Below are 25,474 nucleotides of genomic sequence, written 5' to 3'. Positions count from 1 at the left end.
GAAATATTTTATATCAGGTCAGTGTACCAATACAACATTTGCAGGGAGTAAAAAAGCTCAGAAAATGGCTTAAACACAACCATTCCTGGGCTCTTTTTATCTCGAAACTGTTGAAAACGGGATTTTATCATATTTACCCATTATTTTGTACCCCATATTTTCTGTTTTCAAAAATATCAAAGGTATCAATAACCAGAACTGCCCGTCTGCCAGGAAGAAGAATACAGCAACCGGAAGACAAATGAAATTTTATCCTTGTTCTTCTTAATAAATGCGGTTTCACATAATAAAAGTAATACCATATGGTAAAAGCAATTCTACATATCGGCGCTACATTTCTAAAATCCGGTAAAAGGCCGGTAAAACGCACATTCCGTAACAAATTAACAAACAATCTACTTCTATTCGTGGTACAGTAGTCTTTGACAGACATAAATTTTCCTGCCAAAGACTGCCCGCAGCAGAATGAGCGCATCCGGAGGGAAAAGCCATGGAAGAAAATGACGTAAGAGAGAAAATATACGAATCCATTACTTCAAAGGATACGGCTGCACTGAACAACCTCTTTGAAAACATGGAGGCTATTGATTTTGCCCAGGCAGCGGAAGATCTGGAAGACGAAGATCTCCGGCAGGTCTTTGAAATGCTGTCCAAAGATAACCAGACTGCACTGATGGAAGAAGCAGATGATGAGCTCCGGCTCCGCCTTGCAAAGACCATTGATAATGACAGTCTGCTGACGCTGTTTTCTCACATGCAGAAGGATGATATTGTAGATATCCTGGGTGATTTTCCGACCGGAAGACGGAAAGAAGTCTTGAACCTGATGAAATCCGGAGACAGGAAAATAATCACCGATCTCCTTCAGTATCCGGAGGAATCTGCCGGAGGTCTGATGAGTACCGCCTATCTGGCTCTGAACGAAGACCTGACGGTTACAGAGGGAATCCAGAAAATTCACGAAATAGGACCTAAAACAGAAGTCATCGAAACAATTTATGTGACTGACAGGCAGCACCGGCTGACCGGCACACTGGACCTGAGGGATCTTCTTTCTTCTCCGGGTGCGGAAAAAATCGTGAATATCATGCACGGGAATGTCATTTTTGTCACTCCCGAAGTAGACCAGGAGGAAGTTGCCAAACTGGTATCCCGATACGACTTAAATGCGATTCCTGTTGTAAGTGCCAGAAAGCAGCTTCTTGGTATTGTTACCGTAGATGATGTTATCGATGTCATTATTCAGGAGCATGATGAAGATATGCTCCAGCTGGCCGGCGTCAGTTCGGAAGAGCGGCTGAATACTTCTCTGGGACAGTCCGTCCGTTTCCGTCTGCCCTGGCTTCTGGTTAATCTTGCTACTGCCTTTCTGGCATCTTTCACGGTTAAATTATTTGAAAGCACCATCAACCAGGTTGTGGCTCTTTCCGCAATTATGACGATTGTTTCAGGAATGGGCGGAAATGCGGGTACGCAGACCATGTCAGTTCTTGTCCGGGAACTTTCCAAAAATAAAATTACCGGCGCGGAAGCCGCAAAGGGACTTTTTAAGGAACTCCTTCTAGGACTGATTGACGGAGCTGTGAACGGTGTTGTCACCGGAATCATTGTTTACTGGGTTTACGGAAATCTGTACCTTGGCGTCATTGTATTTATCGCCATGATCGGCAATATGCTTGTTGCCGGAATCTTTGGTTTTCTGGTGCCGTTAATGCTGGATAAAATTCACGCAGACCCGGCTGTGGCCTCCTCCATCTTTGTCACAACAGCGACCGATGTTCTTGGCTTCTTTATCTTTTTGGGACTGGCAAATATCTTTCTTCCGCTTCTTCTCGGCGCATAAAAAAACAGGACTGGTGTTCTATGCTGCCTGCCTTTTGGCAGGACGGCAGGAAACACCAGTCCCTTTTCATTTATTCTGCGTGATATTCAGCCCGCGTTAATTCTTCCCTGAAGCCATACAATGGCTTTGAATCTTCGCCCGACTTCCGGTTCTCCTTCCAGATCTTTCTCATTGATACAGACATCCATCGGTATCTCGTTGCATAACAGGGAAATCTGATAAAGTTTTTCATTTGTAGCCCGATTTCTGGTAGTCCTGAAACCGGTGATCTCTCCCATAATATTGTAAAGATCGCATTCCATCCCATAAGGCATGAGATAGGTATTCACAATCGTATACACATCCTCATGTCTGATTCTTCTGGAAAGCATGGTATAGGTGTCCATGTCTTCCATGGTAAGGCTCTCGATAGCATCTTCATCTCCGTTTTGCGCGGCCTCGACCAGATCATTTTTTTCTTCCAGCTCTCTGGGATCCAGCGCATGCGGCTTTTGTTCCGGCGCAACAGGAAGCAGCACCGATCCGCTCTTCGCAAGTGCGGAAACGGTAACAGAGGTCTGCATATCACCAGTCCCTCGATCCTTGCTTATTCTGAAATATTCCGCCGTATTGGTAAGATAGAAGATCAGTGTCGTGCCTGTCCGGAGATCATCACACGCCGCCGCATAAGATTCATCCGACAGATGTTTATTGACAGAGACGCTCTCATAAGAAGTAATCTGAGACCCCCAATAATAAGGATAATAATAGTCAAAATGAAACAGATTACTTCTGTCATATTCGCCGCACACGGTAATTCCACAGTCTTCGGCAAATTCCTTTGATATCTCGACAAAGGTATGACCATATTCATTTACCGAAACATTTTTGAAATCAAAATGAGTCAGAACATCCTGGATAAGCTTATCCTGGTCTTCCAGATCTGATAGTTTACTGAATCCTATGGATCCTAAAAAACTATGCATGTTATCTACTTATGTCAACTTACTTTTTAGGAACCAGCTTTTCTTTTCCTCCCATGTAGGGACGAAGCACTTCCGGAATCCTGACGGTTCCGTCTGCCTGAAGATTGTTCTCCAGAAATGCGATCAGCATCCTTGGAGGAGCAACCACCGTATTGTTCAGCGTATTGGCAAGGTATTTCGTTCCATCCTTTGCCTGAACACGGATCTTCAGTCTTCTTGCCTGGGCATCCCCCAGGTTGGAGCAGCTTCCTACTTCAAAATATTTTTTCTGACGCGGAGACCATGCCTCTACATCACAGGATTTTACCTTCAGATCGGCCAGATCGCCGGAACAGCATTCCAGTGTACGAACCGGAATATCCATGGAGCGGAAAAGGTCTACCGTATTTTTCCAGAGAACATCGTACCATTTTTTACTTTCTTCCGGTTTGCAGACAACAATCATTTCCTGCTTCTCGAACTGATGGATACGGTATACGCCTCTTTCTTCCAGACCATGGGCACCTTTTTCTTTTCTGAAACAGGGAGAATAACTGGTCAGTGTCTGGGGAAGCTCTTCCTCCGGGATAATCTGGTCGATAAATTTACCGATCATGGAATGCTCGCTGGTGCCGATCAGGTAGAGATCCTCTCCTTCAATCTTATACATCATAGCGTCCATCTCGGCGAAGCTCATAACGCCATTTACCACATTGCTGCGGATCATAAACGGGGGAATATAATAGGTAAATCCTCTGTCGATCATGAAATCTCTTGCATAAGAAAGGACGGCAGAATGAAGGCGTGCAATATCGCCTTTCAGATAGTAGAATCCGTTTCCTGCAACCCGGTGTGCGCTGTCCAGATCAATGCCATCGAACGATTCCATAATATCCATATGATAGGGCACTTCAAAATCAGGTACGACAGGTTCTCCAAAGCGCTCAATTTCCACATTTTCCGAGTCGTCCTTTCCAATCGGAACCGAAGGATCAATGATCTGCGGAATCACCATCATCCGTTTTTTAATTTCTTCATCTACGGTCTTGCTGCGCTCGCTCAGCTCATCAATTCTTGATCCGGATGCCGCAACTTTCTTCTTTGCTTCCTCCGCTTCTTCTTTTTTTCCCTGCTTCATCAGCTGTCCGATCTCTTTTGCGCTCCGGTTTTTTTCCGCCCTGAGGCTCTCCAGCTCCTGAAGAATCTCACGTCTTTCTTTGTCCAGCGCAATAACCTCGTCTACCAGCGGAAGCTTCTCATCCTGAAACTTGTTGCGGATATTCTGTTTTACAGCCTCCGGGTTTTCTCTTAAAAATTTAATATCTATCATTTCTGTCTCCTCCCTGTCTTGCTTAAATTTTTTCTTCTGATTTTTTTCAGCCGATACCTTTGTCGGATTTTCATCAGCCTGTTATATTTTCAGTAACATTTCCAGCAGTGACGAAAAATAAAAATACTTCTGTTCCGCCTATACGGCGTCTTTAACCTGTGTATCCGATGCTATTTCTTCCTCTTTGCTGACTGCTTTTTGAAGAGCCTCTATCTCTTCCTTACTGAGCATGATATAGGATTCCCCTTTCACCACCTCTTTGAGATAAAGAAAGCAGTTGTCTCTGCTGTGTATAGCATTCAGCACAAATCCTGTATTATCCTTGTCAAGCATAGCCAGGGCAAAGCTCATCTTTCCCCCGACATCTTCAAAGGCATCATACTTTACGATTCCATATTTATTCAGCACCTTGCTCTGCTGCTCCAGCAGCTCCTGAATATCCCGGCTGTTGCTCTCTGTTTTTGCCTCCTGCCTGTCCATATTGTGAAAACGGACTGCCAGAGCCTTTTCTATGGACTGACCGTCTGCGCCTTTCATAAACAGCCGGTATTTTCTGCTAAGTCGGTTAATCCGGAGCGACTGTCGAAAAACAATGACAGCCAGAACAATAACCATAATAAACAGAAGAATAATCATAACTCCTGCCGCGGCACTTCCAAATAAACTGCTCATAGGCTTCCGCCTCCGATTAACGCTGCTATCCGGTCAAGATCTTCATCCGAATAATATTCTATTTCAATTTTTCCCTTCTGCCCGCTTTTCTGGTGAATGCTGACCTTGGTTCCGGTTTTTTTCTTCATCTGTTCTTCCAGCTGGCGGTATACGATTTCTCTCTGTGGATCTTTCTGCACTTTTTTTTCTTGTTGTGCAGGACTCATCAGCCTTTTTACAAGAGCCTCCGCCTCGCGTACGCTGAATCCTCTCTGAATAATTTGGTCCGCCGCAGCCTTCTGCATCTCCGAATCTTCCAGCGCAAGGAGCGCCCTCGCATGTCCCATGGAAAGCGCACCGTCTGTTACATACTTCCGCACTTCTTCTGTCAGTTTCAGAAGCCTCATGATATTGGTAACAGCCGTTCTGCTTTTGGAAACGCGGTTGGCAACTTCATTCTGAGTAAGCCCGAATTCATTAATCAGTCTCTCATAAGCTCTTGCTTCTTCAATCGGATTCAGGTTTTCCCGCTGAATGTTCTCAATCAGGGAAATTGCCACTGCATCCTGCTCTTTGAACTCCCGTACAATCACCGGAACTTCCTTGATTCCGGCCTCCTTTGCCGCACGCCACCTTCTCTCACCGGCTATGATCTCGTAATATTTTCCTTTTTTCTGAACCAGGAGCGGCTGAAGTATACCATATTTCTGAATCGACGCAGCCAGATCATGAATAGATTCTTCTTCAAATACCTTGCGCGGCTGTGATTGATTTGGAACTACTTCTGTAATTCTGACCATTTTGCTTCCGGCCAGTGCTTCTGTCTTTTTTTCGGCTCCCGCAGCTGTTTTTTTGTCCTCTCCAGTCTCCGAAGTTCCGGCTGAATTTAATTGGGAACTTCCGGAATTGACCGTTCCTGCAAGATTCCCGGACGTACGTTTTGAGGATCTGTCCGGAGCCTCAATTTCAGCTTCCTGAAGCTTATTCGGTATCAAAGCACCCAGACCTCTTCCTTTGTTCAAGCCTCCCCTGGCTGCCATAATGCCTTCCTCCTTTTTATGATTTCCTTCGCGAGCTTTTTATAGCTCTTTGCGCCCTCTGATTTTTTATCATAAATATTAACAGGCAGTCCGTAGCTTGGCGCTTCTGCAAGACGAACATTTCTTGGGATAACTGTTTTGAAAATATACTGATTCAAATTTTCTTTCACATCATCCACAACTTGTCTGGAAAGTTTTGTATGAGAATCATACATGGTAAATATAACGCCTTCCACAAACAGCCTGCTGTTCAGTCTTTCATGCACAAGCTGTATTGTATAGAGCAGCTGTGCCAGTCCCTCCAATGCATAAAATTCGCATTGAATCGGAATCAGTACACTGTCAGCTGTTGTTAATGCATTGATAGTAAGCAGATTCAGGGAAGGAGGACAGTCTATAATAATATAATCGTATTTGTCCTTTATCGGCTCCAACCGCTTTTTCAGAAGATATTCCTTATCCTCCTGATTAACTAGCTCTACTTCCACAGCAGAAAGATTTACATCGGAAGGAACCAGATCAAAGGTTTTCATATCCTCATGTTTCTTATATCTGAGATGCAGAATACAGTCACTTATTGAACATTCACCAAGCATAACCTGATAAATCGAATTCTGCATTTTATCTTTTTCTACTCCCAATCCGCTTGTAGCATTTCCCTGTGGATCAATATCAATAACCAGAACAGAATAACCCTGTTCCGCAATACAAGCAGACAAATTGACAGCTGTTGTAGACTTCCCGACACCACCCTTTTGATTTGCGATTGCAAAAACAGTGGCCACTTGAACCTCCTTTTTTTTCATTCATTCGTCCGGCAATCTATCAAAAAATCAGCATAATTTTTTGTATAAATCTCACCATAGACAAAACCATCTTCCTAATTTACAGGCTTTTTGATTATAGCATTTTTCTTTTTCTGCGTCTATGTATTCGGCTATGTTTCACGTGAAACATTCTATACTTTGTAAAATACAATGTGCCTTTCCTTTAGTAATAATATTTTTCTTCCATTATATTTTGAATTACCATGTTTCACGTGAAACATCTTGAAATGCAGAGTCATTATAAAAAAAATGCTTATACCTATTTCGAAATATATTGTCGAAAGGTATAAGCATTTTTTATGAGTTTATCTTTTTACAAAGGTTTTTTTACCGGTGTTCCTGCTTTTCTCGGATATTTATTTGGGGTTGGTTTTATCTTTTCAATACAAACCAGCGTTCGTTTTCTTTCAGAGTCCTGCGGATATACGGAGTAGATGTGCTGTATTTTACCTCCCAGTATCTGAATGGCAGCCGAAGAATTGCTGCATTCCTCCTCTGTTTTTAAGGATTTGTAAGCGTAGAACTTCCCGCCTATTTTGGCATACGGGAGGCAGTATTCGCAAAGAGGAGAAAGTGACGCAACGGCTCTGGATGTAACCAGATCAAATTTCTCCCTATACGTTGTCTGCCTTGCCCCATCTTCCGCACGAGACTGCACTGCTGTGCAATTCTGCAGCCCGAGACGGTTGATTACTTCATTCAAAAAGTTCACTCTTTTATTCAGAGAATCAAGCAGCAAGATCTGCAGTTCCGGAAAAGCTATTGCCAGAGGAATTCCGGGAAATCCGGCCCCTGTTCCGATATCAGCAATTTTACTTTTTTGAGAAAGATTTTCGTATTTTGCAAGGGCAAGGCTGTCGAGGAAATGCAGCGTCAGGATATCATGAAAATCTGTAATAGCAGTCAGATTTATTTTCTGATTCCATTCGAGCATCAAGTCCATATAATGAAGAAACTTTACCTGCTGTTCTTCCGTTAATGAAATATGAAAGGATTCTGCCTCATGAAGAAATGAAACAAATTCCGGAGATTTTAATCTTGTATCACTCATATCCTTCTTTTCCAATTCTAAGTTTCTGCCGAACTATATGAAAGAATCTTTATCATAAAAGATCTTCTCTGTTTTTTTGTTCAACCGTACTCAGATAAACAAGCAGTACAGAGATATCCGCAGGGGAGACACCCGAAATACGGGAAGCCTGTCCGATATTTGCAGGCCTGTATTTTTCCAGCTTTTGAACCGCTTCTGTCCGCAGACTGTTTACCTTTGTATAATCGATATCATCAGGAATTTTTCTGGCTTCTTTTTTCTTGAACTGGGCAACCTGCGCCATCTGCCGTTTGATGTATCCTTCATATTTCAGCTGTATGTTTACCTGCTCACCGACAGATACAGGTAAATCCGGCCTTTCCGGATCCAGTACAGACAGGCATTCATAGCTTAACTCCGGACGTCTGATTAAATCGGCAATCGTACAGCTTCCTTTTACATCCGCGGAATGGAAGGAAGTTAAAAACGCCTTGGTTTCTTCATTGCCTTTTACAAAAGTGTGTTCTGTCCGCTCAATCTCATCCTGAATCTGCTTTTCTTTTTCCTGCGTTTTTTTCCAGGTATTCTCATCCACAAGTCCCACGCGGTATCCGTACTTCCGAAGTCTCAGGTCTGCATTGTCCTGGCGGAGAAGAAGCCGATATTCTGCGCGGCTTGTCATCATCCGGTACGGTTCCAACGTAGGTTTTGTGACAAGATCATCAATTAAAACGCCGATGTAAGCTTCCGACCTGTCCAGAACCAATGGTTCCTTCCCAAGGATCTCCATGGCCGCGTTGATCCCGGCAATCAGACCCTGTGCGGCAGCCTCCTCATATCCGGAACTGCCGTTAAACTGGCCGCCGGAGTACAGTCCTTTGATTTTCTTAAAACCAAGAGTAGCTTTCAGCTGGATCGGATTGATGCAGTCATACTCGATCGCGTATGCATTACGAACAATCCGTGCATGTTCCAGCCCGGGTACCGTCCGATACATGGCAAACTGGACATCTTCAGGCATGGAACTCGACATTCCGTCAATATACATTTCCTGCGTATATCTCCCCTCAGGCTCTATAAAAACCTGATGGCTCTTCTTATCTGCAAATTTTACAACTTTATCTTCAATGGATGGACAGTATCTGGGTCCGGTCGCATGAATTTTTCCGGAGTAAAGCGGAGACCGGTCGATGTTATCCCGGATTATTTTATGCGTCTCTTCATTTGTGTGCGTCAGCCAGCAGGATACCTGATCAATCTGTACATCTTCCGGATTCGTAGAAAAGGAAAAAGGTATAACAGGAGTATCGCCTTTCTGCTCTTCCATTTTGGAAAAATCTATGCTTCTCCGGTCAATTCTGGCAGGGGTTCCGGTCTTAAAACGAAACATTTCAATTCCGTTTTTTTTCAAGGAATCAGTCAGGTGTGTTGCAGACTGCAGACCATTCGGTCCTGTGTAATTCACCGTATCTCCGTAAAGGCACCTGGCGTTCAGATAGACTCCTGTACAGAGCACAACAGCCTTGCTGTGATAGATCGCTCCGGAAAAGGTCTTAACTCCCCGGCACACATGATCTTCTACCATCAACTCGGCTACTTCCGCCTGTCTGATAGTCAGATGATCCTGACTTTCCAAAACCTTTCTCATGCTTCTGCTGTACTCGCTCTTATCCGCCTGCGCACGTAAAGAATGTACCGCAGGACCCTTTGACTTATTCAGCATTTTTGACTGAATAAAGGTCCTGTCAATATTTTTTCCCATCTCTCCGCCCAGAGCATCCAATTCCCTGACAAGATGTCCCTTGGAAGTACCGCCTACATTCGGATTGCAGGGCATCATTGCAATACTGTCCACACTGACCGTAAAAACGATAGTTTCCAGTCCCAGTCTCGCACAGGCAAGAGCCGCTTCACAGCCGGCATGCCCGGCACCTACAACTACAACATCATAATTTTCTTCTACAACCTGCATATTGATACCTGATTTATGTATTATGTAAACTATTTTCCCATACAGAAGCTGCTGAATATTTCATTTACCAGATCCTCTCCTGCAGACTCCCCGGTAATTTTACCCAGCGCGTCGCAGGCCCCCATCAGGTCTATGGACCAGAAATCCTCCGGCATACCATCATCAACACTTTTCAGGACATACCCCAACTGTCGGTCCGCCTCTTCCAACGCCTGCTTATGTCGGATGCTGGTGATACAAACCTCATCATTAAACTGCAGCTGGCCATGAAAAAACATTTTTTCAATCGTGCTCTCCAGAAGGTCAAGTCCTGCCTTATTTCTGGTAGAAAAGGTAATAACCGGTGATTCCGTAAGTTCTCTAATCTCATTTTCCGATACAACAGAATCCAGATCACTCTTATTAAGAAGAATGATTGCCTTTTTTCCACGAATCAGGTTCAAAATCTTCCGGTCATTCTCATCAAGAGGCACCGAGCTGTCAAAGACACATAAGATCAGATCGGCATCCTGAACCTGTTCCACAGCTTTTTTTACCCCAATCTGCTCTATGATATCATCAGAATTCCGGATACCAGCCGTATCCAGAATGCGCAGGGTAACTCCCCGGATATTGATCTGCTCTTCCAGAATGTCCCGCGTTGTTCCGGCAATATCGGTAACAATGGCCTTATCCTCGCCGGATAAAAGGTTCAGCAGTGAGGATTTTCCGGCGTTAGGCTTTCCGATAATAACTGTTTTTAAGCCCTCCTGCATCAGAATACCGGAGTCTGCATGCTTCAGGAGCCGGTCTATCTGATCCCTCTGATCGGATATCACAGAACGGAACTGGCTTTCATATCCTTCCAGGCTCATATGCTCCGGATCATCCAGCGCAGCCTCTATCCTTGCCGTCTCATGCAGCAGATTTTTTCTTATTGTTCTGATTTTTTCCGAGACAGAACCACTTAACTGGCGTACAGAGCTTTTCAAAGCATATTCATTCTTTGCAGAAATCACCTTCATGACAGCCTCTGCCTGTGACAGATCCATACGTCCGTTTAAAAATGCCCGTTTTGAGAATTCTCCCGGTTCGGCTGTCCGAGCGCCGTTTCTGAGAACGGCCTCTAATACCTTTTTGGTCGCAAGAACACCGCCATGACAGTCCAATTCAACCGTATCTTCTCCGGTATAAGAATGAGGAGCACGCATAACAACTGCAAGAACCTCATCCAGACATTCTCCCTCTTCCACCACATGTCCGTAATGAACCGTATAGGCTTTTTGTTCCGCAAGCTTCTTTCCTTTGGGATTGATAAAAACTCTGTCCGCAATTTCCAGTGCCGACGGACCGCTGATCCGGATAATTCCGATCCCGGAAGGCGCCATAGCGGTAGAAATTGCGGCAATCGTATCTTCATTTGCCATCATACCGGTATTACCCCTGATTTTTTACTCCTGCAGTAAATTTTCCGAACTGAATCATATTTCTAATCCACACGCATACCTGTTAATGTCTGGAAACGAAAATTTAATCCCCCGCGGCCTGCTGCAGCATACATAAGTTTCGGCATTTCTGCGCTGCTTCACAGCTTCTGTACAACTTACAGATATTTGCGTCTCCGTTTTTCGACTTAACGTATACACAAAAAAGCCTGATTTACAGAATCTGAAAGGCAGTTTAATCCAATTCAGACCGCAGTCGGTAAAGACTGCAGCCGCCGATATTCTTTTCGGATTCTGTATATTATCAGGCTTTTTGTTTAATAAATCAATATCGATCAAAGGATTCAGCTTTCGCTTGATTTCTTTGGCGCTACAATAACATGCCGGTAGGGCTCGTTCCCCTCACTGTAGGTTTCCACGTACTTGTTCCCCTGAAGAGCGGAATGAATGATTCTTCTCTCATAAGGATTCATAGCCTCAAGAGAAACAGGCCTTCTGGTGCGGCGCACTTTGTAGGCTATGTTCTTGGCAAGATTTTCCAGCGTTTCTTTTCTTCTCTTTCTGTAATTTTCAGTATCCAGCTTTACCCGAACATAATGCTCCTGGTTTTTATTTACAACAAGGCTGACCAGATACTGCAGGGAATCCAGTGTCTGTCCTCTCTTTCCGATCAGAATTCCCATATCGGGTCCCTCGAAATCAATAGAAAGACTTCCCGTTTCCTGCTCATAGTCCATGGTAATATTTACCGGCAGATCCATGGCCTTAAATACCTCGGTAAGGAAATCCGACGCGGACTTTTTAATTGCCGCAACTTCTTCTTCTGAACGCGGAACGACTTCTTCTTCTTTTTCTTCATGAGAAGGTCTGTTTTTTTTCTCTTCGGCTTTTTTTCCGCTGTTTTTGACGTCTTTTTCCGGTCTGTCTTCCGTTTTCACCGAGGGTTCTGCGTCGGCAGCCTTTTTATCTTTTTCTGCCTCATCAGAAACCACAGAATTTTTCTTTTCTTCCTTCTGCGGTACTTCTGCTGCCGGCTTTTTTTCAGCTTTCTCTTCTTTTTTTAATGAAGAAGCAGCCTGTGTCTGTTTTGCACGTACCTGAATTACCGCAGGCTTGCTTCCAATTCCTAGAAAGCCGGAACTTCCCTCGCTCACTACCTGTATTTCAAGCTGATCGCTGGACAGTCCCATTTCTATACATGCTTTTGTTATGGCTTCATCCACAGTTTTTGCGGATACTTCAACAAAATCCATGTTCTCGCCTCCTGTCACCTTTTCTTGCGATTATTCTTTTTTTCATCATAACTACGAACCATATTTGCCTTAGCAGTGATACTGTTCGGATCTACCTTCTCGGAATCCCACGCGGTCTCAACATCTGACAGATTTGAAGTATCAAATTTAGGACTGATCTTTTTCACATTTGTGCGGGCATTCTGTGATATATTGGCCGTATAATCTTTTCTCTTCTGCTCTTTCTTTTCGTTTTTCTTCTTTGCCTTTTCAATCATCGCCTGCGGATCCAGATTGGCAATCCGGCGGTTAATGACTACCTGCTGCACGCAGCGGACAATAGCACCGACAATCCAGTAGATACCGATACCCATGTTAAAGGTAACGCACATCACAGCAGAAATAATCGGCATGATGTTATTCATGGTATTCATCTGGTTTGCCATGCTGTTCCCGGAATCATTGCCGGCGGGCGCCTGCTGAGGCATCAGCTTCATATTCAGCCACTGCGTAAACCACGCGAGAACAGGAATCATAATGCCGATAAGCAGAGAAACCACAATGATTACCGTGGCATGACCGCTGAAAATACTGGAAAATCCGGTACGGATGGCATCCCAGGGAGAGTCCGAGATATTAATTGTCAGGAATGTGTTAATTCTCCTGCTCTGCTCCGCGGTGGCAGTAATATTTCCCGAAAATGAAGAAAACTGACTGATATCCGCAAGCTTTGACCACTGGGACTGCTTCAGGACATAAAGAAAATCAACCACCTGCTTCTGTGTGGCCTCGGCAGTAATCGAAACATTTCTCACACTGTTGTCTTTCACAAACTGCGCAAGAATATCTCCATAACCGTTTACGCTGACAATCTTAGACGCAAGACCGTTAAAAATGTCCGCTACCCTGCTGATATATCCGGGTATATAAAGAATAACCTGATACAGCGCAAACAGGATAGGAAGCTGAATTAAAAGAGGAAGACAGCTTCCGGTAGGAGAAACTCCGTACTTGCTGTACAGGGCCATGGTCTCCTCCTGCATTTTCTGCTGAGACACTGTATCTTTTTTCCCCTGGTATTTTTTCTGAATCTTCTGCAGTTCAGGGTTAATGATATTCATAACCTTGGACATCTTCTGCTGCTTTACCTGAATAGGGGTCAGACAGATATAAATGATAATTGTAAAAAAGATAATTGCCACGCCGATATTAGGAATATTCAGTCTGTAGAGCACCTCATAAATTCCTTCTATCAGCCATCCAAGCAGCTGTGCAACATACTTGATCAGTGGCATAGAGGATTTGCTTAATAATAGTTCCAAATGAGTTTTCCTCCAGAACATAACCAACGATTTCAGGGTACCGGATCAAAACCACCCTTTGAAAAAGGATTGCATCTGAGAATTCTCCAGGATGCCAGCAGTCCGCCCTTTACCGCTCCGTATTTTTCGATCGCTTCTACCGCATACTGAGAGCAGGAAGGGATATACGGGCATCTTACACCCTTCAGCGGGGAAAGGTATTTCTGGTACAGACGAATCCCCTGGATCATAATAAACCCTGATTTGTGTTTCATTTCTTACCCTCCAGAATATGCTGTTTTCCGGCAAGAACACGTACCGATTCTTCCGCCTGCTTCTGCGTACAGTCTTTTGCCGCAGATCTGGCTATAAAAACAACATCATATCCCCTGCAAAAAAGCTCCTCCTGGAGCCTGTAAGCCTCTCTGATACGCCTCGCAATGGTATGGCGCACAACACTGTTCCCTACCTTTTTACTTGCGGAAATACCGATTCTGTTGCATTCCGTTCCGTTTTTCAGAGCATACATGACAAAATATTTGTCTGCAGTTGATGTTCCTCTTCTGTAAACGTTCTGGAAATCCCGGTTTTTTTTCAGGCTATCAGAAAACTTCATGCAGATTCCTCTCCCGGAGACTGAAAAAGGGCTGTCGCATAGAACATGTACGACAGCCCTCCTTCGGCTAAATTCATCTGTTTTATGCAGATAATACTTTTCTGCCTTTTGCACGTCTGGCAGCTAAAACTTTTCTTCCGCCCTTTGTGCTCATTCTGCTGCGAAATCCATGAACTCTGGATCTGGAAATCTTTTTCGGCTGAAATGTCATTTTCATGGTCAGTACACCTCCTTTTTTCTCATACATACCACCTTGCTGTGGCGAGTCGATTCTTTTATAAGGCAGGTTCGTCAATACAAAGGTCGAACCGCCTGTCATGTATGCCGAGAAAACATCGTATAAATTATAATCAGAAAGGTATAACCCGTCAAGGAAAAAATAATCTGAATTTTATCCACAAAATCAGATTATGTACTTCGGAGTTTACGTAATATTATCAACATTTTGTGGATATATTTGTGGATAACTCCGGTTTTTGTGTAAAAATCCTGTTGAAAGATTTCTTTTGTTGATAAATGCATGTGTTTCGTTTAATATAGAAGAGACTTAAAAAAAATCTGATATATAAATAAGAAGAAACTGGTTCTCTGCAGGAGTTAAACATGAATATTATAGAGCAAAAGTGGGATGAAATTCTGGAACGTGTAAAAGTGGAACATGAGCTGGGGGATGTTTCGTTCAAAACGTGGATAAAACCTCTGGAGGTTTACAAAGTGGACGGAAATAATGTCACCATTCTTGTTCCCTCCCAGCAGGTCGGGTTGGATTATGTATCCAAAAGATATCTTCTTCCCATAAAAGTCGCAATAGCCGAAGTAACCGGAATGGATTGCGACATTCATTTTGTTCTTCCGGAGGATGTAGAAAAAAGGACAGAAGAGGAGCAGATCCAGAAAAGCTCCCAGCTTGCCGGTTTAAATCCCAAATATACCTTTGATACCTTTGTCGTTGGAAGCAATAACCAGTTTGCCCATGCGGCATCTCTGGCTGTGGCTGAGTCCCCCGGAAAGATGTACAACCCTCTTTTCCTTTACGGAGGTGTGGGACTTGGAAAAACACATCTGATGAATTCCATCGCCCACTTTATCATTGAACACAATCCTTCGGCCAAGATTTTATATGTGACCAGCGAAGAGTTTACCAATGAAGTAATTGACGCAATCCGTACCGGTACCGTAGCAATCAATAAATTAAGAGAAAAATACAGAAATATTGACGTCCTTCTTATCGACGATATTCAGTTTATTATAGGAAAGGAATCGACACAGGAGGAATTTTTCCATACCTTTAATACCCTCCATTCGGCAGGAAAACAGATTGTTCTTTCCTCGGACCGTCCTCCCAAGGACATGAATATTCTGGAAGAAAGGATCCGTTCCCGGTTTGAATGGGGTTTGATGGCAGACATTCAGATTCCTGTCTATGAGACCAGAATGGCCATCCTGAAAAAAAAGGAAGAGGAAGACGGCTATACCATTAATAATGATGTACTGGAATATATCGCCGCGAATGTTAAATCCAACATCCGGGAACTGGAGGGCTCACTGAACAGGGTCATCGCCATGGCCAATCTGGAAAACAAGGAAATCACGCTGGATCTGGCCAAACAGGTCCTTGCCGACCTGATTTCTCCCAATGACCAGAAATCTCTGACACCGGACTATATTATAGATGTCGTAGCCGAACAGTTCGATCTTACGCCGGAAGAGATCAAAAGCCAGGACAAATCCAGGAAGGTTGCTTTTCCACGCCAGATTGTCATGTATCTCTGCCGGACTCTTCTGAACTATAAGCAGCAGGCCATTGCAGACGCCGTGGGAATCAAAAACCATACCACCATTATGTATGGGATTGAAAAGATAGAAAAAGAATATAAAAATAATCCGGAAACAAAGGAAGTCGTGGATCTTTTGAAAAAAAAGCTGAATCCCCCTTCCTGAAAACCGGCTCCCGATGTGCATAACTCTGTTGAATGTCCCGTGTAAGGAATGTGCAGAAAAAATGTCTGCACGTTTTATCTACAGCTTTTTTCGGTTCTTTCAACACAGTTATCCAAGCCGTTTTTTCACGTGGGAAAGGGAATTCTAAGGGATTTCAACAAATCAACCCCTATGAAGAATAAGATGATGAATTTATTCTTTTATATCACTATGGCAATTTCTGATTTTTATAGAAAGGACTTTCTGTTATGAAGCTTGTTTTTAACCAGACAGATCTGATGAATAGTGTCAATATTGTTATGAAGGCTATTCCGGGAAAAACAACAATGCCGATCCTGCAGTGCATTATGATTGACGCGTCCCGTTCCAGAATTCTGTTTACCGGAAATGATATGGAGCTTGGAATAGAAACAGAAGTAAAGGGAACCATTATCGAGAGCGGTAAAATAGCCCTGGACGCGAAAATTTTGTCTGATATTGTAAGAAAGCTTCCAAACAATGAAGTGACAATCGTAACAGATGATAAATATACTGCAACCATTACCTGTGAAAAAGCAAAATTTGTTATTCCCGGAAAATCCGGAGAGGATTTTGCCTATCTTCCGACGATCGAAACCAGGGCATCTGTTACAATTTCGCAGTTCTCCCTGAAAGAGCTGATCAGGCAGACTATTTTCTCTATCGCGGTAAATGAAAACAACAAGTTGATGACAGGAGAACTTTTTGAGATCAAAAATAATGTGCTGCGTGTTGTTTCTCTTGACGGGCACAGAATTGCCATCCGTAATCTGGAACTGAAAGACAGCTGCCCGGATCTGAAAGTGGTTGTGCCTGGAAAAACGCTCAGTGAAATAAGCAAAATCATTTCCGGAGAGGGATCCGAACTGGTAACCATCAATTTCTCCAGCAATTATATTTTGTTTGAATTTGATCAGACGGTCGTTCTCTCCCGCCTCATTGAGGGAGAATATTTTCAGATTGACCAGATGCTCTCCAGTGATTACGACACAAAGATAGAACTTAACAGGCAGGAGTTTATCTCCTGCATAGACAGGGCAACTCTTCTTGTCAGAGAAAGTGATAAAATGCCGGTTATCATGGATATTACAGATAACGGGATGAACATTCAGATTACCACTCCTCTCGGCTCCATGAATGAATCTATGGGAGTCATTAAGACGGGAAAAGATATTGTGATCGGCTTCAATCCCCGTCTTCTTCTGGACGCGCTCCGGGTCATTGATGATGAATCAGTTACGCTGTATTTTGTCAACGCAAAGGCGCCCTGCTTTATCAGGGATGACAAAAACACCTATATTTACCTGATTCTTCCGGTTAATATCAGCAGATAATGGAGATGAAATCAAAGTGGAGACAATCAAAATAAAAGATGAATATATCAAGCTGGGGCAGGCGATGAAGCTTGCCGGGCTGGCAGAGGAAGGCTCTGAGGCAAAACAGGTGATCCAGAGCGGGGAAGTAGAGGTGAACGGTCAGACGGAAAACAGAAGAGGGAGAAAGCTTTTTGAAGGAGATGTTTTTACATTTCAGGGAAAGACCGTAAAAGTCACGAAGTGAATAGATGTATATTGAGTCTGTAGAATTAAAAAATTTCAGAAATTATAATCGTCTCTCCATCTCTTTTGACAGAGAAACCAATATTTTTTTCGGTGATAATGCGCAGGGAAAGACCAATATCCTGGAGGCCATTTATGTCTGCGGGACAACAAAATCCCACCGTTCTGCGTGCGACTCGGAATTGATCCGTTTTGGCGAGGACGAGGCGCATATCCGGATGCATGTCAGTAAGGACGGAGTGCCGCATAAAATAGATATGCATCTGAAAAAAAACAAGGCAAAAGGCGCAGCGATAGACGGTATGCCTATCCGCAAAGCTTCGGAGCTTTTTGGTCTGATTAAGCTTGTCCTCTTTTCCCCGGAAGATCTGAATATTATTAAAAGCGGTCCGAGAGAAAGAAGAAGATTTATGGACAGTCAGCTGTGCCAGCTGGACAGATTGTATTTTTCCAGACTTTCGGATTATAACAAAATTCTGATGCAGAGGAACAAACTGCTGAAGGATCTGGCTTTTCAGCCTTCTCTGGAACCAACGCTGGATGTCTGGGATGAACAGCTGCTTCGTTACGGAATTCCGATTATCCGGCAGAGGGAGCAGTTTATCGGAGAGCTGAACGAAACAGTGAGGGAGATCCATTCCCAGCTTACCTGCGGGAAGGAAGAAATCCGATTGTTTTATGAGCCGGATTCCGGACCGGATTATTTTTCGGAGAGATTAAAACAGAACAGGGAAAAAGATCTGAAATGCCGGACATCTTCTGAAGGACCCCACAGAGATGATTTCCGTGTGGAAATCAATCAGGTTGATATCCGGCATTTTGGTTCACAGGGACAGCAGAGAAGCGCAGCCTTATCCCTGAAGCTTTCTGAAATCTATCTGATCAGGCAGAAAACAGGGGAGATGCCGGTTCTTCTTCTGGATGACGTTCTTTCGGAATTGGACAGCAGCCGTCAGAAAATGCTTTTACAGAATATGAATCATGTTCAGACATTTATTACCTGTACAGGGGTGGATGAACTGGTAGGCAATCATTTCCCGATGAACCGGGTTTTTTATGTGGAAAATGGATCTGCAGAGATTTTCAGACGGGAGAGAGATCTCTGTGGGGAAAACCCGGATGAAACGAAACAAATAGATAGTTCAAATGTAGAGACAGGGCAGGCAGAAACAGGAGGACGGAATGAACGATAAACTGACAGCGGTAACAAATGAATACGGCGCAGACCAGATTCAGATTCTGGAAGGTCTGGAGGCCGTCAGAAAAAGACCAGGTATGTATATCGGAACGACGTCTTCCAGAGGTCTCCATCATCTTGTCTATGAAATTGTAGACAATTCTGTCGATGAGGCTCTTGCGGGATATTGTACGGAAATTGAGGTACAGATCAATCAGGATAATTCCATTACGGTTATTGATAACGGCAGGGGAATTCCGGTGGGGATGAACCATAAAGCAGGAAAACCTGCTGTGGAGGTTGTTTTTACGGTTCTTCATGCCGGCGGAAAATTCGGCGGCGGCGGATATAAGGTATCCGGCGGACTTCACGGCGTAGGAGCTTCTGTTGTGAATGCTCTCTCAGACTGGCTGGAAGTTCAGATTTTTCATGAGGGAAAAATTTATAAACAGAGGTATGAACGTGGGAAAACCATGTATCCGCTGAAGGTTGTCGGAGACTGCAGTCCGGATTTGTCAGGAACCCGTGTGGATTTTAAGCCGGATGAGACTATCTTTGAGGATACGGTCTACGATTTTGATGTATTAAAAACCCGTCTCAGAGAAACTGCTTTTCTTACCCGCGGTCTGAAAATTACACTCCGGGACGTCCGGGAGGGAAGGGAAAAAGAAAAGGTTTTCCACTATGAGGGAGGAATCCGGGAATTTGTTCAGTACCTGAACCGAAGCAACGAGGCCTTGTATCCGGATATTATGTACTTTGAGGGAATGCAGAACGGCGTCATGGTGGAAGTCGCCATGCAGCATAATGACTCCTATAATGAGACGGTATATGGATTTGTCAATAATATTCTTACACCGGAAGGCGGCACGCACATTGTAGGATTCCGGCAGGCCATTACAAGAACTTTTAATGATTACGGAAGAAAAATGAAGCTGCTGAAGGACAGCGAGGAAAATCTTTCCGGAGAAGATATCCGGGAAGGACTGACGGCGATTGTCAGTGTTAAAATCGAAGATCCACAGTTTGAGGGACAGACCAAGCAGAAGCTTGGAAACAGCGAGGCACGGGGAGCTGTAGATAACATTGTCAGCCAGCAGCTTGCGGTTTATCTGGAACAGCATCCGGATGTCGGCAAAATAATTATTGAAAAATCCGTCGTTTCCCAGAGAGCCAGAGAAGCGGCACGGAAAGCCAGAGAACTGACCAGAAGAAAAACAGCGCTGGATGGTCTTTCGCTGCCCGGAAAACTGGCAGACTGTTCAGATAAAAATCCGGCAAACTGCGAAATATTTATCGTAGAGGGAGACTCCGCAGGAGGCTCCGCCAAAACCGCCCGAAACAGAAGGACGCAGGCGATCCTTCCGCTTCGGGGTAAAATTCTGAATGTAGAGAAGGCCAGACTGGACAGAATCTACAGCAATGCGGAGATTCGCTCCATGATTACCGCATTTGGGACGGGCATTCATGAGGATTTTGACATCTCGAAGCTTCGCTATGACAAAATTATTATTATGACAGATGCCGATGTGGACGGAGCCCATATTGCCACGCTGATGCTTACGTTCCTCTATCGGTTTATGCCGGAGCTGATTAAGCAGGGACATGTCTATCTTGCAAAACCGCCTCTGTATAAAATCGAAAAAAATAAAAAGGTCTGGTATGCTTACAGCGATGAAGAGCTGAATAAAATCATGTCTGAAATCGGCAGGGATTCCTCCAACAAAATTCAGCGGTATAAGGGATTGGGAGAGATGGATGCCGATCAGCTGTGGGAAACAACCATGGATCCCGAAAACAGGGTTCTTCTTCGCGTCAACATGGATAATGATGACGCATCGGAGGTAGATCTTACCTTTACCACACTGATGGGTGACAAGGTAGAGCCGCGCCGGGAATTTATTGAAGAACGGGCCAAGGATGTTAAAAATCTGGACATTTAATTACTGCCCGCCGTTCCCGGCAGGAAAATAGCAATGGTTAAGCAGCGTACGTAAGATAAGGAGATAAAAATGGCAGACGATAAAGTCTTTGACAACATAGAAGAAGTAGATCTGAAAAAGAAAATGGAGGATTCCTATATCGATTATGCCATGAGTGTCATTGCCTCACGGGCGCTGCCGGATGTCCGGGACGGGTTGAAGCCCGTCCAGCGAAGAATTCTTTATTCTATGATAGAGCTGAATAACGGACCGGATAAGCCTCATCGAAAATGTGCGCGTATCGTCGGTGATACAATGGGAAAATATCATCCGCACGGGGACAGTTCTATTTACGGTGCCCTGGTTACCATGGCTCAGGACTGGAATATGCGTTATCCGCTGGTGGACGGACACGGAAATTTCGGATCGGTAGACGGAGACGGTGCGGCTGCCATGCGGTATACAGAGGCCAGGCTGTCGAAAATATCCATGGAAATGGTAAGAGACCTGAACAAAGATACCGTGGATTTTGTGCCGAATTTCGATGACACGGAGAAGGAGCCCACGGTTCTTCCCGCAAGAATTCCGAATCTTCTGGTTAACGGCGCGTCGGGAATCGCGGTCGGAATGGCTACCAATATTCCTACACATAATCTCAGGGAGGTAGTCGCTGCTGTTGTTAAAATTATTGATAACCAGGTAGAGGAAGACAGAGACACTGATATCAATGAAATTCTCTCCATCATTAAAGGACCGGATTTTCCTACAGGGGCGGAAATTCTGGGAACCCGGGGGATTGAAGAAGCATACCGTACAGGGCGGGGAAAAATCCGTGTGCGCGGTATTACGGATATTGAAACTCTGCCAAACGGAAAGAGCCAGATTATCATTACCGAGCTTCCCTATATGGTAAATAAAGCCCGTCTGATTGAAAAAATAGCAGAGCTTGTCCGTGACAAAAAAATCGATGGGATAACCGCTGTCAATGATCACTCCAGCAGAGAGGGAATGCGAGTGGTGATTGAACTTCGCAGGGACGCGAATGCCAATGTGATTCTGAATCAGCTGTATAAGCATACACAGCTGCAGGATACCTTTGGCGTCATTATGCTTGCCCTTGTGGATAATCAGCCGAAGATCCTCAATATTCTGGATATGCTCAGATATTATCTGAAGCACCAGGAAGAAGTTATCACCAGAAGAACGCAGTATGACCTGAACAAAGCACAGGAAAGAGCACATATTCTGGAAGGACTTCTGAAAGCCCTGGATATTATTGATGAGGTCATTCACACCATCCGCGCTTCCGCAAATACTGCGGAGGCCAAAACAAATCTGATCTCTAAATTTGATTTTACGGAGCCGCAGGCACAAGCGATTGTGGATATGCGTCTGCGCACACTGACAGGCCTGGAAAGAGAAAAGCTCCAGGCAGAATATGATGATCTGCAGAAAAAAATAACGGAGTACAAGGCAATTCTTTCAGACAGAAAGCTTCTCCTCGGTGTTATCCGGGATGAAATACAGGAAATTGCGGATAAGTACGGAGACGACCGCAGAACTAGAATCGGTGTGGATAAATATGATATTTCCACCGAGGATCTGATTCCGAAAGAAAATACGGTGATTACGCTTTCCCATCTGGGATATATCAAACGAATGTCACCGGATAATTTCCACAGCCAGAACCGTGGAGGCAAGGGAATTAAGGGCATGCAGACACTGGATAATGACTGCATCGAAGACCTGTTTATGACCATGTCTCATGATTTTCTGATGTTTTTTACGAACCTGGGCCGTGCCTATACCATGAAGGCCTATGAGATTCCGGAGGCTTCCCGGACATCAAGAGGTACTGCTATTGTCAATCTTCTGCAGCTGATGCCGGAAGAAAAGGTCACGGCTGTAATACCGATTCGGGAATTCAGGGAAGATCAGTACATTGTCATGTCGACAAAGCAGGGACTGGTGAAAAAAACGCCGGTACCGGCTTTCCGGAATATGAGGAAAAGCGGACTGGCTGCCATTACCCTCAGAGATGGTGACGATCTGATAGAAGTGAAGTACACGGACGGAAACCAGGACATCTTCTTTGCGACGAAAAAAGGAATGGCAATCCGCTTTAAGGAATCAGAGGTTCGTGCAACCGGAAGAGGTTCTATGGGAGTCCTCGGAATCCGTCTTAGAGAAAACGATGAAGTCATTGGCATGCAGCTTCGTTCGCAGGGTGATTTTCTGCTTTTTGCGACGGAAAACGGAATCGGGAAGATCACGGCATTTGATGATTTCCATGTTCAGGGACGGGGCGGATATGGTGTAAAATGCATCGGTCTGCGGGAAAAGACAGGAGATCTGGTCGGAGTTAAGGCCGTAAACCGGGATAATGAGGTGATGCTGATTACTTCCGGAGGAATTATTATTCGTACTCCGGTAGACGGGATTTCCTTGCTCAGCCGCTCGGCAACCGGTGTCAAGCTGATGAATGTGAAGGATTCGGTGGCAGGAATTGCTAAGGTAAGAGAGGATCAATCTTCGGAAGAGGAAACAGATTCAGAGGAAGAGGTTACCGGAGATGATGTCCCGGAAGAAAAGGAAAATCAGGATTTTTGAATACTGAGTCAGATATGAGGTTTTCAATGCGTACAGTTCAGGCGGAAGATATCACAAATGCGGTAAAAGAGATGTGTATCTCTGTGAATTATCAGTTATCGGATGATATGAAATCCTGTATGGATCAGGCGGTTCATAAGGAAAAATCGGCTCTTGGAAAACAGATTCTGGGGCAGCTGGAGGAGAATCTTAATATTGCCAGGGAGGACAGGATTCCCATATGCCAGGATACGGGCATGGCTGTTGTTTTTGCTGATATCGGCCAGGATGTGCATATAGAAGGCGGCTATGTGGAAGAAGCCATTCAAGAAGGGGTAAGGAGAGGATATCAGGAGGGATATTTAAGAAAGTCTGTCGTAGAGGATCCTCTGATCCGCAGGAATACAGGAGATAATACCCCGGCTGTTGTATATTATTCCATTGTTCCCGGAGATCAGGTAAAACTGACGGTGACAGCAAAGGGATTCGGCAGTGAAAATATGAGCCGTATTTATATGCTGAAGCCTGCGCAGGGAATCGAAGGGGTAAAAGAGGCAATTGTCCGTACCGTGGAAGAAGCAGGTCCGAATTCCTGTCCCCCGGTTTATGTAGGGGTAGGAATAGGAGGAACCTTTGAGAAAGCTGCGGTCATGGCGAAAAGGGCACTGACCAGGCCTGCGGGGCAGCACTCGGAGATTCCCTATGTGCGTGAGATGGAAGAAGAACTGCTGGAACGCATTAACCGTTTAGGAATCGGGCCGGGAGGGCTTGGAGGAACGGTCACGGCCCTCGGAGTCAATATTAATGTTTATGCAACGCATATTGCAGGCCTTCCTGTGGCTGTTAATATGTGCTGTCATGTGAACCGGCATGCGGTAAGAGTACTTTAATCCGGAAGATTCATTTCTCTTTTTCCGGTGATAGTTATAGTGATATGTTCCGGAGACACAGCAGTTTTTTTCAGAGGTGGAAAGAAGTGGAAAATAAAATTCAGCTTCCTTTGAGTGAAAATGATATCAGAAAATTACAGGCAGGGGACTATGTGTATCTTACCGGAGTTGTGTATACGGCAAGAGATGCGGCCCATAAGCGTATGATAGAGGCATTGCGGCGGGGAGATTCTCTTCCGTTTCCGATCAGGGACAGTATTATTTATTATATGGGACCATCTCCGGCCAGAGAGGGAAGGGTCATTGGTTCTGCCGGTCCTACGACCGCAGGCAGAATGGATCAGTATGCCCCGGAGCTGATGGATCTCGGAATGAAGGGAATGATCGGGAAGGGAAGAAGGACACAGGCAGTCACAGACGCGATCATCAGAAACGGCTGTGTTTATTTTGCCGCGGTCGGAGGAGCCGGAGCCCTGCTGTCTAAAAGAATAGTTTCATCAGAGATCATTGCTTATGAAGATCTGGGAACAGAGGCCATCCGGAAATTAGAGGTGCGGGATTTCCCGGTTATTGTGGCGATTGATTCAAGAGGACACAATATCTATGATATCGCACTGGAAAAATCCGGACTAAAAAAACAGGGTAAAAATTGTTGAAAATTAAAAGAAAAAAATAATTGACAAAAGCAAGCATATTTCATATAATAAGCCATGCGTCACGCAAGTGGGGCTTTAATTTTTTCACTTTTTTGTGTAAAGGTTAAATTTTGTGCATGCTTGACAGTGTGGCTTGAGGAGAAGTACTCAAGAGGCCGAAGAGGCGCCCCTGCTAAGGGTGTAGGTCGGGAAACCGGCGCGAGGGTTCAAATCCCTCCTTCTCCGTTTTCTTTTTTGAAAAACTTAAAAAAAAGTATTGACAAGAAAGAAAATGAGTAGTAATATAAACAAGCTGTCACAAAACAGCAGACAAAATCTTCGGAAGAAGATAAAACAGTTCCTTGACAACTGAACAGTAAAACACATCCTCGAAAGTTCAAAAAATTTTTGAGTTTGTCGAAAGACAATCCTTTAAACAGTAAACGGGATGAATTAGCCAAGAGTTGATTCTGACCGGATTCAATCTTTTTTATGAGAGTTTGATCCTGGCTCAGGATGAACGCTGGCGGCGT

24 protein-coding genes and 1 tRNA gene are annotated in these 25,474 nt (G+C 44.4%); 11 read left to right on the top strand and 14 right to left on the bottom strand.

All coding sequences use genetic code 11. The annotated features are described in order from the left end of the window. Nucleotides 1-245 (top strand): hypothetical protein (locus FYJ60_RS12525; RefSeq protein WP_205839102.1); only part of this gene is annotated, 245 nt, incomplete at its 5' end. Between the two features lie 245 nt (nucleotides 246-490). Next, nucleotides 491-1,843 (top strand): magnesium transporter, encoded by a 1,353-nt coding sequence (mgtE, locus tag FYJ60_RS12155; RefSeq protein ID WP_154458940.1) that lies wholly within the window; start codon nucleotides 491-493, stop codon nucleotides 1,841-1,843. Nucleotides 1,844-1,929: 86 nt separating this feature from the next. On the opposite strand, the gene FYJ60_RS12150 is transcribed toward mgtE, so the two are convergent. The 13 genes from FYJ60_RS12150 to rpmH form a co-directional block, all read right to left on the bottom strand. Then, the gene (locus FYJ60_RS12150; RefSeq protein ID WP_154458939.1) at nucleotides 1,930-2,808 is read right to left on the bottom strand and encodes a DUF3881 family protein; all 879 of its coding nucleotides are present in this window, start codon (nucleotides 2,806-2,808) and stop codon (nucleotides 1,930-1,932) included. Between the two features lie 19 nt (nucleotides 2,809-2,827). Then, nucleotides 2,828-4,117, bottom strand: coding sequence for a serine--tRNA ligase (gene serS / locus FYJ60_RS12145; RefSeq protein WP_154458938.1), 1,290 nt, complete (start codon nucleotides 4,115-4,117; stop codon nucleotides 2,828-2,830). Between the two features lie 138 nt (nucleotides 4,118-4,255). Further along, nucleotides 4,256-4,789, bottom strand: a complete 534-nt coding sequence (locus tag FYJ60_RS12140; RefSeq protein ID WP_154458937.1) for a DUF4446 family protein — start codon at nucleotides 4,787-4,789, stop codon at nucleotides 4,256-4,258. Continuing rightward, nucleotides 4,786-5,811: a ParB/RepB/Spo0J family partition protein gene (locus tag FYJ60_RS12135; RefSeq protein WP_334296190.1), complete on the bottom strand. Its 1,026-nt coding sequence runs from the start codon at nucleotides 5,809-5,811 to the stop codon at nucleotides 4,786-4,788. The genes FYJ60_RS12140 and FYJ60_RS12135 overlap by 4 nt, the downstream gene beginning before the upstream one ends. Next, entirely contained in the window at nucleotides 5,787-6,614 is an 828-nt protein-coding gene (locus FYJ60_RS12130) for a ParA family protein (protein ID WP_154458935.1), read from the bottom strand. Before FYJ60_RS12130 ends, FYJ60_RS12135 begins: the two co-directional genes overlap by 25 nt. A gap of 334 nt (nucleotides 6,615-6,948) precedes the next feature. Next, complete coding sequence (gene rsmG, locus FYJ60_RS12125; RefSeq protein ID WP_154458934.1) at nucleotides 6,949-7,686, bottom strand: 16S rRNA (guanine(527)-N(7))-methyltransferase RsmG; 738 nt, start codon at nucleotides 7,684-7,686, stop codon at nucleotides 6,949-6,951. Between the two features lie 52 nt (nucleotides 7,687-7,738). After that, nucleotides 7,739-9,637, bottom strand: a complete 1,899-nt coding sequence (gene mnmG / locus FYJ60_RS12120; protein ID WP_154458933.1) for a tRNA uridine-5-carboxymethylaminomethyl(34) synthesis enzyme MnmG — start codon at nucleotides 9,635-9,637, stop codon at nucleotides 7,739-7,741. Nucleotides 9,638-9,666: 29 nt separating this feature from the next. After that, the gene (mnmE, locus tag FYJ60_RS12115) at nucleotides 9,667-11,046 is read right to left on the bottom strand and encodes a tRNA uridine-5-carboxymethylaminomethyl(34) synthesis GTPase MnmE (RefSeq protein WP_330579216.1); all 1,380 of its coding nucleotides are present in this window, start codon (nucleotides 11,044-11,046) and stop codon (nucleotides 9,667-9,669) included. 359 nt (nucleotides 11,047-11,405) lie between these two features. Next, nucleotides 11,406-12,314: an RNA-binding cell elongation regulator Jag/EloR gene (jag, locus tag FYJ60_RS12110; RefSeq protein ID WP_154458932.1), complete on the bottom strand. Its 909-nt coding sequence runs from the start codon at nucleotides 12,312-12,314 to the stop codon at nucleotides 11,406-11,408. Nucleotides 12,315-12,328: 14 nt separating this feature from the next. Next, on the bottom strand, nucleotides 12,329-13,615 hold the full coding sequence (locus FYJ60_RS12105; RefSeq protein WP_205839101.1) for a YidC/Oxa1 family membrane protein insertase: 1,287 nt from the start codon (nucleotides 13,613-13,615) through the stop codon (nucleotides 12,329-12,331). A 32-nt stretch (nucleotides 13,616-13,647) separates the two neighbouring features. Beyond that, complete coding sequence (gene yidD, locus FYJ60_RS12100) at nucleotides 13,648-13,869, bottom strand: membrane protein insertion efficiency factor YidD (protein ID WP_154458930.1); 222 nt, start codon at nucleotides 13,867-13,869, stop codon at nucleotides 13,648-13,650. After that, complete coding sequence (gene rnpA, locus FYJ60_RS12095; RefSeq protein ID WP_154458929.1) at nucleotides 13,866-14,210, bottom strand: ribonuclease P protein component; 345 nt, start codon at nucleotides 14,208-14,210, stop codon at nucleotides 13,866-13,868. The genes yidD and rnpA overlap by 4 nt, the downstream gene beginning before the upstream one ends. 82 nt (nucleotides 14,211-14,292) lie before the next feature. Beyond that, the gene (rpmH, locus tag FYJ60_RS12090) at nucleotides 14,293-14,427 is read right to left on the bottom strand and encodes a 50S ribosomal protein L34 (RefSeq protein WP_154458928.1); all 135 of its coding nucleotides are present in this window, start codon (nucleotides 14,425-14,427) and stop codon (nucleotides 14,293-14,295) included. A 386-nt stretch (nucleotides 14,428-14,813) separates the two neighbouring features. Here rpmH and dnaA point away from each other — a divergent pair, with 386 nt between their 5' ends. From dnaA to FYJ60_RS12045, 9 genes are all read left to right on the top strand, one after another. Further along, a complete protein-coding gene (gene dnaA, locus FYJ60_RS12085; RefSeq protein WP_154458927.1) occupies nucleotides 14,814-16,151 on the top strand; it encodes a chromosomal replication initiator protein DnaA in 1,338 nt (445 codons plus the stop codon). Nucleotides 16,152-16,399: 248 nt separating this feature from the next. Then, nucleotides 16,400-17,503, top strand: coding sequence for a DNA polymerase III subunit beta (dnaN, locus tag FYJ60_RS12080; protein ID WP_154458926.1), 1,104 nt, complete (start codon nucleotides 16,400-16,402; stop codon nucleotides 17,501-17,503). 16 nt (nucleotides 17,504-17,519) lie between these two features. Next, nucleotides 17,520-17,729 carry an RNA-binding S4 domain-containing protein gene (locus tag FYJ60_RS12075; protein ID WP_330579215.1) on the top strand — a complete coding sequence of 70 codons (210 nt, stop codon included), beginning with the start codon at nucleotides 17,520-17,522 and terminating at the stop codon, nucleotides 17,727-17,729. Between the two features lie 4 nt (nucleotides 17,730-17,733). Beyond that, entirely contained in the window at nucleotides 17,734-18,921 is a 1,188-nt protein-coding gene (gene recF / locus FYJ60_RS12070) for a DNA replication/repair protein RecF (RefSeq protein WP_154458925.1), read from the top strand. Further along, nucleotides 18,911-20,848 (top strand): DNA topoisomerase (ATP-hydrolyzing) subunit B, encoded by a 1,938-nt coding sequence (gyrB, locus tag FYJ60_RS12065; protein ID WP_154458924.1) that lies wholly within the window; start codon nucleotides 18,911-18,913, stop codon nucleotides 20,846-20,848. The genes recF and gyrB overlap by 11 nt, the downstream gene beginning before the upstream one ends. A 69-nt stretch (nucleotides 20,849-20,917) precedes the next feature. Then, nucleotides 20,918-23,437 (top strand): DNA gyrase subunit A, encoded by a 2,520-nt coding sequence (gene gyrA / locus FYJ60_RS12060; protein ID WP_154458923.1) that lies wholly within the window; start codon nucleotides 20,918-20,920, stop codon nucleotides 23,435-23,437. A 26-nt stretch (nucleotides 23,438-23,463) separates the two neighbouring features. Next, nucleotides 23,464-24,306 carry a fumarate hydratase gene (locus FYJ60_RS12055; RefSeq protein ID WP_154458922.1) on the top strand — a complete coding sequence of 281 codons (843 nt, stop codon included), beginning with the start codon at nucleotides 23,464-23,466 and terminating at the stop codon, nucleotides 24,304-24,306. Nucleotides 24,307-24,392: 86 nt separating this feature from the next. Then, the gene (locus FYJ60_RS12050) at nucleotides 24,393-24,962 is read left to right on the top strand and encodes a Fe-S-containing hydro-lyase (protein WP_330579214.1); all 570 of its coding nucleotides are present in this window, start codon (nucleotides 24,393-24,395) and stop codon (nucleotides 24,960-24,962) included. 137 nt (nucleotides 24,963-25,099) lie between these two features. Further along, nucleotides 25,100-25,187: transfer RNA gene (locus FYJ60_RS12045), tRNA-Ser, on the top strand. On the opposite strand, the gene FYJ60_RS12520 is transcribed toward FYJ60_RS12045, so the two are convergent. Further along, a partial coding sequence (locus tag FYJ60_RS12520) for a hypothetical protein (protein ID WP_205839100.1) occupies nucleotides 25,169-25,474 on the bottom strand: 306 nt, incomplete at its 5' end. The genes FYJ60_RS12045 and FYJ60_RS12520 overlap by 19 nt on opposite strands.

Origin of the sequence: Bilifractor porci (assembly GCF_009696005.1) — a bacterium.
In the GTDB taxonomy this organism is placed as follows: Bacteria; Bacillota; Clostridia; order Lachnospirales; family Lachnospiraceae; genus Bilifractor; species Bilifractor porci.
The sequence above is the reverse complement of the archived record's forward strand: the minus strand, read 5'-3'. Positions and strand labels throughout refer to the sequence as shown.